Source organism: Psychroserpens sp. S379A (assembly GCF_049800755.1).
Classification (GTDB): Bacteria; Bacteroidota; Bacteroidia; order Flavobacteriales; family Flavobacteriaceae; genus Psychroserpens.
The window spans coordinates 419,725-433,028 of the sequence record NZ_JBNAFQ010000001.1; the positions used below are offsets into that span (position 1 = coordinate 419,725).

Here is a 13,304-nt window from a genome sequence, read left to right on the forward strand (position 1 = left end):
TAAACATTTAGTAAGCCAACAATGCTTTTAAAGCCTCTTCAAATCGACCTTTTGCCATGTATTGCTCTTCTAATTGATTAATAAACGGAATTGGTGTTTCCAAACTTGCAACACGCTTAACAGGAGCATCTAAACTTTCAAAACAATGTTCCATTATTAAAGCCGAAATATCACTAGCAATACCACCAAACATAGAGTCTTCTTGCAGAATAATCGTTTTTCCAGTTTTACGAACAGATTTGTAAATGGCCTCTGTATCTAAAGGTTGTAAAGTTCTTAAATCAATAAGATCTGCATTAATATCACTATTATTATCTAAGGTTTCTAAAGCCCAATGCACTCCTGCTCCATAAGTGACAATGGTAACATCATTTCCTTCTTTTAATAAAGAAGCTTTACCAAATGGTAATGTGTAATAATCTGTTGGAACATCTTGACGAATACTTCTATATAACGCCTTATGTTCAAAAAACAATACTGGATTAGGATCATTAATAGCTGTTGCTAATAAACCTTTGGCATCGTATGGAAATGCAGGATAAACAACTTTTAAGCCTGGCGTTTTTGTAAACCAAGCCTCATTAGTTTGCGAGTGAAATGGACCAGCTGCTACTCCACCACCACAAGGCATTCTTAAAACAACATCTGCTTGCTGGTTCCAACGATAATGCGATTTTGCTAAATAATTTACCACAGGATTAAATCCAGATGTTACAAAATCGGCAAATTGCATCTCGACAACTGCTTTCATGCCTGCAATAGACAATCCCATTCCAGCTTCAACAATAGCAGACTCACAAATTGGTGTATTACGAACGCGCTCTTTTCCAAACGCTTTTACAAACCCATCAGTAATTTTAAAAACACCTCCATACTCAGCAATATCTTGTCCCATAATCACCAAATCTTTGTGCTGTTGCATAGACTGTTTTAAACCTAAAGAAATGGCATCAATTAAACGTAATTCTTCAGTTTTCGATTTAGGACTAACTTCTTTGTATTCAAAAGGTTTATATACATCATTTAACTCAGTTGTTACATTTGACTCAATAGGTTTTTCATCAAATGCAATTTGTAAATTTTCATTAATTTCATGAATGATGGCTTCTTTGATTGCAACCTCTTGTTTTTCGGTTAAAATCTTTTCATTTTTTAAATAGGCTTGAAAATTCTCAACAGGATCTTTTTTTGCCCAACTTTGCATAAGTTCTTTTGGGACATACTTTGTACCACTAGCCTCTTCATGCCCACGCATTCTAAATGTTTTGAACTCAACAAGAATTGGTCTCGGACGCTTACGAATACTTTGTGCTAGCTTTTTAATCTTAGTATAAACTTCAACTATATTATTACCATCTACCACAAACGATTCCATACCATAGCCTTTTCCTCGATCTGCAATGTCTTTACATCGATATTGCTCATTAGTTGGTGTTGATAATCCGTAACCATTATTTTCAACGCAAAACAATACAGGTAATTGCCACACAGAAGCTACATTTAAAGCTTCGTGAAAATCACCTTCACTTGTACCTCCTTCACCAGTAAATACTGCAGTAACTTGCTGTTTGTTTTTCAACAAGCTAGCAAGAGCAATACCATCAGCCACACCTAATTGTGGACCAAGATGAGAGATCATTCCTACGATATTGTATTCTTGAGTTCCAAAATGAAACGAACGATCACGACCTTTTGTAAAACCATTAGCTTTGCCTTGCCATTGACTAAACAATCTATGCAAAGGTATTTCTCTAGTTGTAAATATACCTAAATTTCGGTGCATTGGCAACATATATTCTTCTTTGTTAAGTGCCATAGTAACACCAACAGAAATAGCCTCTTGACCAATACCAGAAAACCATTTTGAAATTTTACCTTGACGTAATAGAATAAGCATTTTTTCTTCTATAAGCCTAGGCCTAAGCATATTCTTATATAAATTTAATAATGTCTTATCGTCTAAATTTTTCTTATCAAAGGTTATTGTACTTCTTATTGAAGTTAGCATAGCAATTGTATTATATTTATAAATCAAAAGTAACTAAAAATTGATTGAAAAGACTTTAATCTTTATTTTTTTTAGGGATATAAATGCTATATGAATTTAACGATGTTTTCGTTATTTTTGTAGTATTGCAGTAATAACATAATATTTTAAACAATGGATAGAATACCTAGCGTAAATCTTGAAGATTTTATTTCGGGAGACCCAAATAGAAAGCAAAAATTTATTAACGAAATTGGAAAAGCCTATGAAGACATTGGTTTTGTAGCATTAAAAGGACACTTTTTAGATGATGCTTTAGTAGACAGACTTTATGGAGAAGTTAAAAATTTTTTCAGTTTACCAGTAGAAACCAAGCGTAAATATGAAATTGAAGGTATTGCTGGTCAACGTGGTTATATTTCTTTTGGAAAAGAAAGTGCTAAAGGTAAAAAAGAAGGTGATTTAAAAGAGTTTTGGCATTTTGGTCAATATGTAGACGACGATCCAGAACGCGCTAAAGAATATCCTGAAAATGTTATTGTTGAAGAATTACCAGAATTTAATAAAGTAGGTAAAGAAACTTATGGCATGCTTGAAAAGACCGCTAAGTATGTGCTAAGAGCTTTGGCTTTACATTTAAATTTAGAAGAAACTTATTTTGATAATTATATTCATAATGGAAACTCTATCCTAAGACCGATCCATTATCCTCCAATTACTTCCGAACCAGAAAATGCAGTTCGTGCAGCTGCGCATGGAGATATAAATTTAATTACGCTTTTAATGGGAGCTCAAGGAAGAGGTTTACAAGTACAAAACCATAAAGGCGAATGGATTGATGCTATTGCAGAACCAGATGAATTAATGATTAATGTTGGTGATATGCTCTCAAGACATTCAAATAACAAACTAAAATCTACCATTCATCGTGTTGTAAATCCTCCAAGAGAACTTTGGGGAACTTCAAGATATTCTATTCCATTTTTTATGCATCCAATTAGTGAAATGAAATTAGATGTTTTAGAAAGTTGTATTGATGAAGATAACCCAAAGCAATTTGACGACATTACTGCTGGAGAATTTCTTGATGAACGTTTAATAGAACTTGGACTTAAGAAATAAGGCTCTAGTGTTTAGTATTCAGTTTAACTAAATGTGAAAACTTAATACTAAGTAACTGTGAATACTTAAATTATGGATTTACAAGATCAATTAAAAAATTTGTTTCCGGACCATGTTTCTGAAGAGGTTTCAGAAAAAAAGGACACTTCAAAACAAGGCATTTGGCTTCAAGACAATCCTATTATTTGCAAATACGAAAAACGCAAAGGAAAGCCTATAACTATTCTTGAAGGTTATACAGGAGCTGATAAGGATTTCAAATTACTGGCTAAAGAATTAAAGCAAAAGCTAAGCGTTGGAGGTAGTTTTAAAAATGATAAAATCATTATTCAAGGCGACTACAGAGACAAAATCATGCAAATTTTAAAAGATAAAGGGTTTACAGTTAAACGTGTTGGTGGTTAAGTATGAAAAAAACACTTCATATAACAAATGGCAACTCATTAACAGATGTTCTTGATGAATTAGAAATTAAAGGTGATGTCTTAACGTGGCAAGAAATGCTCTGCGAAGGTCCAACCATATTACAAATCGATTCTGATGAGTTTATTGAAACTAGACAACAATTTTTAAATGAGTTTTACAATATTGAAGTAAACTTAGATGAGCTCAAATCTGAAATCAACAAATTAGACGCTATTGAAAATTATACTGAGATTGTCTTATGGTTTGAATATGATTTGTTCTGTCACATTAACTTGTTAGGAGTTATAAATTTATTACATCAAAAAAGAATCCAACTTCCACTCTATTTAGTGTGTAGTGGACGAATTGAAGGTGAAAAAATGTTAAAAGGTTTGTCTGAACTCACACCACAGCAACTATATAAACATTATGACAATCGCGTAACATTATCTGAAAATGACAAAGATCTTGCCATTACTTTATGGAGTATCTATTGTGGTAAAGATCACAATTTATTTAAACCTTATATCACAAAAAAATCATCATTTAAATATTTAAGCAATTGTTTAAAAGCGCACTTAAAACGTTTTCCAGATTCTAAAAGTGGGTTAAATAGTCTTGAAAAAAACATTTTAGAAATTGTTCGTGATAACGACATAAAATCTAAGCATCACCTCTTAGGTTATATTTTAAATTATCAAGGATTTTATGGTTATGGAGATTTACAATTAGAGCGTATGATTCATAAATTATCATTATTTTTTGATGAAGACAATAAACAGCTAAAGCTTAACAGACAAGGTTATGAAGCGCTAGTAAAAATACATAATGTTGCACAAGAAATTAATAACAATATGTCTTATGGTGGATTGAATCGCTTAGACTTTCAATTCAATCAAGACGAAAATAAACTTATAAAAACACCTATTAATGTCCATTAAAAATTCCGAATTAATCCTAAATCCAGATGGTAGTGTATATCACTTAAATCTAAAACCTGAAAACATTTCTGATACTATCATTTTTGTTGGAGATCAAGATCGTGTTGAAAAAATAACAAAACATTTTGATCGTATAGACTTTTCGACTCAAAAGCGAGAATTTAAAACCCAAACAGGTTATTATAAAGGCAAGCGTATTTCTGTTATTTCAACAGGAATTGGTCCAGATAACATAGATATTGTTCTTAACGAACTAGATGCTTTAGTAAATATCGATTTAAAAACGCGTCAGCCAAAAACAGATTTAACAAGCTTAAATATTGTTAGAATAGGAACATCAGGCTCTCTTCAAAAAGATGTACCTGTAGATTCATTTGTGATTAGCACTCATGGATTGGATATTAATGGTATGTTGCATTTTTATCAAATAGATGACATTTGTAATCCAGAGATTGAAGATGCATTTATAAGCCACACAAATTGGAATGAAAATAAAGCAAGACCAATTGTAATCAATAATAGTCAGTCCTTAGAGAATCATTTTGATAGCGACCAAGTATATAAAGGAATGACAGGAACTGCAGGAGGATTTTATGGACCTCAAGGACGCGTTTTAAGATTACCTCTTCAAGATGCAACACTGAATTCTAAACTTGATAATTTTTTATATAAAGATTTTAGAATCACTAATTTTGAAATGGAAACTTCAGTCATTTATGGTTTATCAAAACTGTTAGGACACGAAGCTTTATCTTTAAGTGCAATAATTGCAAATCGACCTAATGGCAATTTCAGTAAAGACCCAAAGCAAACGGTAGAAAATTTAATACATTACGCTTTAGAACGTATTGTAAACATCTAATTATCTTTTTTGAATACATGAAAAGAATCAATATAGGAGGAGTTCCTGAACATTTTAACTTAGCTTGGTATTTAACGCTTAAAAATGGTGAGTATAAAGACAAAGGTATAAACCTACGTTGGAAAGATTATTTTGGAGGTACTGGAGCTATGAATAAAGGTTTACGTGATGGCGAAATTGATATGGCTGTCATTCTTACTGAAGGTATCGTTAAAGATATCATTGATGGTAATCCAAGTAAAATTGTTCAAACTTTTGTACAGTCTCCTTTAATTTGGGGCATTCATGTAGCACATGATTCAGACTATCAAACCATTAACGATTTAAAACAAACAAAAGCTGCTATTAGTAGATATGGTTCTGGCTCGCATTTAATGGCTTATATAAATGCTGAAAATAATGATTGGAATCTTGAAAACGATCTCAATTTTGAAGTCATTAAAAATTTAGATGGAGCTGTTGAAGGATTAACTAATGGAAATGCAGATTATTTTATGTGGGAAAAGTTTACCACAAAGCCTTTAGTAGATAATGGAACCTTTAGACGAATAGATGATTGTCCAACACCTTGGCCTTGTTTTGTTATTGCTGTTAATACTGAATTTTTAAAAACTAATGAAGACGATGTAAAGACTATTTTGAATATCATTAACAGCACAACGAAAGAGTTTAAATCCATTCCGAGTATTGATGTCACAATCGCTAATAGATACGATCAAAAGTTAAGTGATGTAAAAGAATGGCTATCACTAACCGAATGGTCACAAGAGTTGATAGATGAAGCTACTATTGTGAAAGTTCAAGATAAATTATTAGAATTAGATATTATTTCTAAAACTATAGATTACTCTCAATTAATTCATGATTTTAAATAAGTTCAGGTAGGAATTTTACCAATCTTACTGTTCTATTAATGAGAAATTATTTTAACTAAGATTAAATTGCAACTAAGCTAAAGTCTAATGTTTTTACTCTTAAGTTTCTATTTTTCAAAAATTTAATTACATTTGTTATAACCTGAATGTGCAATTAACTTAACAAAACTCTAACGAATATGATAATGATAATTACTCTAACACTATCTTTCTTAGTTGCATTAAATTTCCTACTACTTATATTCAGTTGCAATAAAACTACTAAAAGCAACCCTATTGAAAAACCTACGATTCTAAAGCCTTCTAAAATATCTAAAACTTCAATTCCTACAAAAAAGATTTCTTCAAGTCCTCAATTAGCACCAACAGGAAGCTAATACACTGTTTTTACAGTTGTCATTTTTACCAGTTTATTGATTTAATGTTTTTTTCTGCTAAATAAGAATTAGTCATACTGAAGTGTTTGTTACCAAACCAATAGCCTCTATTTGCACTTAATGGCGAAGGATGCCCTGAAGTTAACACATGATGTTTTTGCGTGTCAATGAGCTTTAATTTCTGCTTGGCAAATCCACCCCAAAGTAAGAATACAATATTTGATTTTTTATTACTTATCGTTTTGATGACTTCATTTGTAAATCGCTCCCAACCCTTTTTTTGATGACTACCAGCTTGATGTGCTCTAACTGTTAAAGTTGCATTCAGTAATAAAATACCTTGTTTTGCCCAACGCTCTAAATTTCCAGATTCAGGATAAGGAATACCTAAATCTGCTTCAATCTCTTTAAAAATATTAATTAGTGAAGGAGGATGCGATACACCATCATTTACCGAAAACGACAATCCATTTGCTTGATTAATACCATGATATGGATCCTGACCAATAATCACGACTTTCAAATCTTCAAAATGACAATAATTAAAAGCAGAAAATATCTGTTTTCCAGGAGGAAAACATGTTTGTGTTTTATATTCAGACTTAACGAAAGTGACTAAAGATTTAAAGTATGGTGCATTGAATTCGTCAACGAGCACATTTTTCCAGCTTTCGTGTATGTTTACATTCATTTTATCTAAAAAAGATTCTAGTTGTCTAAAATATGAAAAATGTCATAAAATTGTAAAGGCAAATATATTATATTCGTTAACGTAAAATCCACCAATCATGGAAAAAGCCATTATAGAAAGAGTTCAAGGTATTTTAAATACACCTTTACAGGATATTAAAACCATTGACAGTATTACTCATGATGATTTCTTTAAAAACTATTTAAAGAAAAATACTCCTGTAAAGATTACGAAAATGATGGATCATTGGAAAGCTACAGAACTCTGGTCTTTAGATTATTTCGAAAAAATTGGCAAAGACAAAGAAACCTTTATGTATAAAGGCAACATTAGGCAAAATGATACCAATTGGCAATTTGGTGCGTTCCAAGATTATTTAAACGAAATACGAAACACTAAAACCGAAACCTACTTAGGAAACATGCCTATTGCTAAAATGTTCCCAGAACTTTTAGAACATGTTGATTTTTCATTGATTTCAAAAAATACAGTCAGAAACTCAACATCATTATGGATTGGTCCTCCTGGCACATTAACAGGTTGGCATACAGACCGCTTAGCGAACAATATTTTAGCCTTAATTGAAGGTCGAAAACTTGTGTTTTTAGTAAGCCCTAAAGACTCAGAATCTATGTATCCAAGTAAAAAATATGAACCTGGTTCGCGTTTAAGTGATGTTAATATGGAAGATTTTGATGAAACTAAACACACATTGTTTAAAGATGTTAATGTTCAGTACACGATTATTAATCCAGGAGAAATGTTATTTATTCCTCAAACATGGTGGCACTGCGTATATGGTCTTGACATTTCGATAAGCTCAAATAATTTTGCATTTACACCTTTCGATAATTTTAAAATGAAAACTTCTGAACTTATAAAGCGTAAGCTTCATAGTGTTGGTTTATATGGCTCTAAGGATTGTGTTTGTCATTATATTAACGAAGAAGGAAAACGCGTCAAACGTTAGCATACAATTTGGACTTAAAAATCATTTTATTCCTACATCATTAATAAGTAACTTTGCATTTTTATTGCCTTTACTGAAGCATTAATGATAAACATTCACGAGAAAACACTTCAAGATTTAGAGTTTAGCACTGTTTTACAACAAGTGTCAGAATGTTGTATTACTGATTTAGGAAGATTAGAAGCCCTAAAAATCATTCCGTTAACAACAAAGGAAAAGGCTTTGCAATCGTTGCAATTTACCAACGAGTATGTATCATCATTTTATAATGATAACCGAATTCCTAATCATGGTTTTGAACCCATTATTAAAGAGCTACAACTTCTAAAAATCGAAAACTCGTATTTAGAAACTAAGAGTTTTCAGAAGTTAGCGTCGATAACGATTACTATTTCAGACATTCTAAAGTTTTTAAAAACTTTTGAAGAATACTATCCTTCGTTATATCAGTCATCTTCAGTCATAGAAGTTATTAAGCAATTGGCTTCAGAAATCGATAGTATTATAGATCGCTTTGGTGATGTAAAAGACAATGCAACAGATACATTATATCAATTACGACAATCGATTAATGCCATTCGAGGAAAAATAAATCAGAGTTTTACTTCAGCATTAAACACCTATCATAACCTTGACTATTTAGACGACATTAGAGAATCTGTAGTTGAAAACAAACGTGTTCTTGCTGTAAAGGCTATGTATAGACGAAAAGTAAAAGGTAGCATTTTAGGCAGCAGTAAAACAGGAAGTATTGTTTATATCCAACCCGAAACGACTTTTCAATATGCTCGAGAACTCAACAATTTAGAATTTGAAGAGCAAGAAGAAGTCGATAAAATCTTACGTCAGTTAACAGAGTTTGTGCGTCCTTATACTTTGGTTTTAGAATCGTACCAAAGTTTTTTAACCACTTTAGATGTCATTTATGCCAAGGCAAAATATGCACAATCTATTAATGCTGTGCTTCCAGAAATTAATGATGAAAAGCGATACGAAGCTAAAAATGCTTACCATCCACTACTCTATTTGTCAAATAAAAACGAAGGCAAGAAAACATTTCCTCAATCAATAATACTTCATCCCGAAAACAGAATTATAGTTATTTCTGGACCAAATGCTGGAGGAAAAAGTATTACGCTTAAAACAATTGGCTTACTTCAAATCATGCTACAAAGCGGATTGCTAATTCCTGTGCATGAAAAAAGTACTATTTGTTTATTTGACAGAATTATTAGTGATATTGGAGATAATCAATCTATAGAAAATCATTTGAGTACGTATAGTTACAGGTTAAAGCAAATGAATTATTTTCTGAAGAAATGCAATAAGAATACCTTATTTCTTATAGACGAGTTTGGTACTGGAAGTGATCCTGAACTTGGAGGCGCTTTAGCTGAAACGTTTTTGGAAGAATTTTATAATCGTGAAGCCTACGGAATTATTACAACACACTACTCTAACCTGAAAGTTTTGGCTAACGAGTTACCATACATGCAAAATGCCAATATGATGTTTGATGAACGTAGCCTAGAACCTATGTTTAAACTTGTTTTAGGTCAAGCAGGAAGCTCTTTTACTTTTGAAGTCGCTCAAAAAAATGGAATTCCGTATCGTTTAATTAATCGTGCTAAAAAGAAGATTGAACGCGGAAAAGTAAGGTTTGATGCGACTATTGCTAAACTTCAAAAAGAGCGTAGCAAGCTTGAAAAAACCGAACGTTCATTAAAAGAAAACGAAAAGAAAAAACAATCTGAAGCTGATAAACTTGAAGAAGTTAATGCGAAGGTTCAGAAAAAATTAGAAAGCTTTCAGGAATTGTATGATAGCAATCAACGACTCATATATCTCGGACAAAAATTTAATGATATTTCAGAAAAATACTTCGACAACAAGCGTAAGCGTGAACTTATGACCGAATTATTTAAGTTGGTTCAGATAGAAAATTCAAAACGTAAAAAAGTTTCTGCCAAACAAAAGCGTGCCGAAAAAGCTAAAGAGCAACAAGTCAAGCAAGAAGCTGAAAAGAAGGTTGCTGTTATCAGAAAAAAGAAAAAAGCAGCAAAAGCTAAAGCTCCTAAAGTAGAAAAACCTAAACCAATATTAAAAGTTGGTGATCGCGTACGTATGTTTGATGGCAAAGCTATTGGTTCGATAGACACCATTGAGAAAGGAAAAGCCATAGTCAACTACGGCATTTTCACGACTAATGTTAATTTGGATCTATTAGAATTGGTTGAGGCTAAAAAGTAACTATTCACAAAAAAAGACTTGTCTTTTACTTTACATTAAAAGACGATTTAACGCAATTTTTAAACACCTTATAAATCTATCTCGTATTTTTGTATTGTGATAGAAAATCTTCCAAAAGATAAACAGCTTATTTTGTTTGATGGTGTTTGCAATCTTTGCAATTCTTCCGTTTTGTATGTCATTAAACATGATAAAGCAAACCGTTTTATGTTTGCACCTTTACAAAGTGATGCTGGTAAACAAATTATAGACAAGTTCAATATAGATACTTCTAAAACAGATTCTATCTTATTGTATTCTAAAGGCAAAGGTTTATCTGTAAAGTCTAGTGCTGCATTACATATAGCAAAACATTTAGGATTCCCAAGAAATTTATTGGCTGTATTTTTTATTATTCCAACATTTATAAGGAATTGGGTTTATGATTTTGTGGCTAAAAATCGCTACAAATGGTATGGCAAAAAAGAGGCTTGTATGATTCCTACTCCTGAGTTAACCGCTAAGTTTTTAACATAAAAAAGTCCTTTCTTTCAAAAGGACTTTAATAATTAACAACTAATTAAAACTAATTTAACTCTAAAAATTTATCATTAATCATTTGTAGGATTATCTAACATGGTAAAATGATTAATAGCACATTATTTTGATACTGTAAACATACATAAAGCCTTAAAAATCAATCTATTTAATCGGTGTAAAGCAAAAAAAAGTTGTTAAAAAAAATAGAATTGTAAAAAACATCTATGAGTTGCATGCTTTTAAGTCTATACACTTAAAAACAGTTCTCTAGCCAAAGTTATAGGTTTACTCAATCAAAAATAAGCTACACTCATAATTGGTTTTAATCATTTCATTACATAACTAATTTTATAATGAATTTAAAACCTAAATAACATGAAACATGTTTTACTATTACTTTTTCTAACGTCTTCATTTGTATTTGCAAGCAAAACAAACACAACTTCAAAATTAAAAGAGGTTACAGTATTTTTAAATGGTGCTCAAATTACGAGAACTGTATCTGTACAGCTTCAATCGGGTACTACAGAATTAAGTATTGATAAATTATCTCCTAATATTCAAGAAAGCAGTATTCAAGTTTCAGGATTAAAGAACACATCTATTCTATCAATTAATTACGGAATAAACTTTCTGACAAAACAAAAAAACACTGTTGAGATTGAAAAGCTACAACAGAAAATAAAAGCTTTAAATGACAATATTCAATATGAAGAACACTTAATTCAAGGCTATAATGAAGAAATGTACATTATTCAAAGCAACAGAGTTTTAGGAAATGAAAATCAGGTTGTAAACCTTGAAAAATTAAAACAATTTGCAAGCTATTACAGAAATCGAATTACTGAAATTAAGACTAATATTTACGAGTCAAATCAGAAAAAGCTAGAACTAAACAAAGATATTGTCGACATCAATAATCAACTAAAAGAATATAATGTTGATAACAAACTCCAAACTGGAGAAATTAAATTAAAGCTCAATTCAAGTGTAAACACCAATTTAGAATTAACAATCACTTATAATGTCACAAAAGCTGGTTGGTTTCCAATATATGATTTAAAGGCTAATGATGTAAAATCACCATTACAATTGGCTTATAAAGCACATGTGTACCAAAATACAGGTCAAGATTGGAATAATGTAAAACTTAAGCTTTCAACAAGTAATCCTAATACAAATAATATCAAGCCAGAAGTAAATCCGAAATACTTAAACTTTGTCAACTCAAATTATTATGGTAGTAGAGCTATTAAGCGTGAAAACTACAATTACAATCCAACCGTTAGAAAAGTTTCTGGTGTTGTATTATCTTCAGTAGATGGACTTCCGCTTCCTGGTGTTAGTGTGATAGAAAAAGGATTTTCAAACGGAGTACAAACCGATTTTGATGGCAAATATGCAATAGATATAAAACACAGTAACACTCTAGTGTATTCATTTCTAGGCATGATGACTGAAGAATTGCCAATTCATGCTTCGGTTATGAATGTGAGCTTACAAGAAGATACTAATGCATTAGAAGAAGTTGTAGTAATGGCTTATGGAACACAAAAATCTAAATCAAATACATCAGGTTATAATAACAGTGTGCAAAGCATGATTGATGAAGACTTTGATGATCAACCTTATATTGAACCTAAAAATTATACATCTAATGGTGATGTTATAGAAGAAGGCATCGCCAATATTAGTTTTGATATTAGTAAACCATACGATATCTCTTCAAACGAAGATGTCACAGTTATAGAAATAGATAAGTATTCAATACCTGCATCCTACTCCTATTTTGCTGCACCTTTGTTAAATGAAAATGTGTTTCTAACTGCTAAAATTGAAGATTTTGAACAATACAATTTATTACCAGCTGAGACCAATGTGTATTTTGAAGGCAGTTATTCAGGAAAAACATTTATCAATCCACAGGCTTCTACTGAGCATATGACTATTTCATTAGGTGTAGATCCAAATGTAGTTGTTAAGCGAACACAACCTAAAGATTATAAAAAGAACGCGTTTATTGGTAGCAACAAAATTATTGCAAAGCATTACGATATAGAAGTAAAGAATAACAAATCTTCAGCTATAGATTTAGTGTTGTTTGATAGAATTCCGATAAGTCAAAACAAAGCCATAAAAGTAGATGACATTGAAACAGGTACATCAGATTATGATGACAAAAAAGGCATCTTAACATGGAAGATTAATTTACCTAGTAATGATAAAAAAACATATAAGTTTTCATATACATTAAAATACCCTAAGTACAAACAAATAAATCTGTAAGTACTATTTTGAAGCCTTA

The 13,304-nt window shown here is 31.2% G+C and carries 11 protein-coding genes; 9 read left to right on the forward strand and 2 right to left on the reverse strand.

The genetic code is table 11. The features are described 5' to 3' along the window. Window positions 1–7: 7 nt before the first annotated feature. Window positions 8–2,008: an alpha-ketoacid dehydrogenase subunit alpha/beta gene (locus ACP15M_RS01800; RefSeq protein ID WP_425075456.1), complete on the reverse strand. Its 2,001-nt coding sequence runs from the start codon at window positions 2,006–2,008 to the stop codon at window positions 8–10. Window positions 2,009–2,161: 153 nt separating this feature from the next. Between ACP15M_RS01800 and ACP15M_RS01805 the strand changes: the two genes are divergently transcribed. From ACP15M_RS01805 to ACP15M_RS01825, 5 genes are all read left to right on the forward strand, one after another. Continuing rightward, window positions 2,162–3,109 (forward strand): isopenicillin N synthase family dioxygenase, encoded by a 948-nt coding sequence (locus tag ACP15M_RS01805; protein WP_425075457.1) that lies wholly within the window; start codon window positions 2,162–2,164, stop codon window positions 3,107–3,109. Window positions 3,110–3,181: 72 nt separating this feature from the next. Continuing rightward, the gene (locus ACP15M_RS01810; RefSeq protein ID WP_425075458.1) at window positions 3,182–3,514 is read left to right on the forward strand and encodes a translation initiation factor; all 333 of its coding nucleotides are present in this window, start codon (window positions 3,182–3,184) and stop codon (window positions 3,512–3,514) included. 2 nt (window positions 3,515–3,516) lie between these two features. Further along, window positions 3,517–4,455: a DUF1835 domain-containing protein gene (locus tag ACP15M_RS01815; RefSeq protein ID WP_425075459.1), complete on the forward strand. Its 939-nt coding sequence runs from the start codon at window positions 3,517–3,519 to the stop codon at window positions 4,453–4,455. Continuing rightward, entirely contained in the window at window positions 4,445–5,317 is an 873-nt protein-coding gene (locus tag ACP15M_RS01820) for a nucleoside phosphorylase (RefSeq protein WP_425075460.1), read from the forward strand. Before ACP15M_RS01815 ends, ACP15M_RS01820 begins: the two co-directional genes overlap by 11 nt. Window positions 5,318–5,334: 17 nt before the next feature. Continuing rightward, entirely contained in the window at window positions 5,335–6,192 is an 858-nt protein-coding gene (locus ACP15M_RS01825) for a substrate-binding domain-containing protein (protein ID WP_425075461.1), read from the forward strand. Between the two features lie 402 nt (window positions 6,193–6,594). On the opposite strand, the gene ACP15M_RS01830 is transcribed toward ACP15M_RS01825, so the two are convergent. Then, entirely contained in the window at window positions 6,595–7,260 is a 666-nt protein-coding gene (locus tag ACP15M_RS01830; protein WP_425075462.1) for a uracil-DNA glycosylase, read from the reverse strand. Window positions 7,261–7,357: 97 nt separating this feature from the next. Between ACP15M_RS01830 and ACP15M_RS01835 the strand changes: the two genes are divergently transcribed. The 4 genes from ACP15M_RS01835 (at window position 7,358) to ACP15M_RS01850 (ending at window position 13,285) form a co-directional block, all read left to right on the forward strand. Next, window positions 7,358–8,230, forward strand: coding sequence for a cupin-like domain-containing protein (locus ACP15M_RS01835; RefSeq protein WP_425075463.1), 873 nt, complete (start codon window positions 7,358–7,360; stop codon window positions 8,228–8,230). Between the two features lie 84 nt (window positions 8,231–8,314). After that, entirely contained in the window at window positions 8,315–10,480 is a 2,166-nt protein-coding gene (locus ACP15M_RS01840) for an endonuclease MutS2 (RefSeq protein WP_425075464.1), read from the forward strand. Between the two features lie 96 nt (window positions 10,481–10,576). Next, window positions 10,577–10,996 carry a thiol-disulfide oxidoreductase DCC family protein gene (locus ACP15M_RS01845; protein WP_425075465.1) on the forward strand — a complete coding sequence of 140 codons (420 nt, stop codon included), beginning with the start codon at window positions 10,577–10,579 and terminating at the stop codon, window positions 10,994–10,996. A 378-nt stretch (window positions 10,997–11,374) separates the two neighbouring features. Continuing rightward, the gene (locus ACP15M_RS01850; RefSeq protein ID WP_425075466.1) at window positions 11,375–13,285 is read left to right on the forward strand and encodes a DUF4139 domain-containing protein; all 1,911 of its coding nucleotides are present in this window, start codon (window positions 11,375–11,377) and stop codon (window positions 13,283–13,285) included. The last annotated feature ends 19 nt before the right edge of the window (window positions 13,286–13,304 follow it).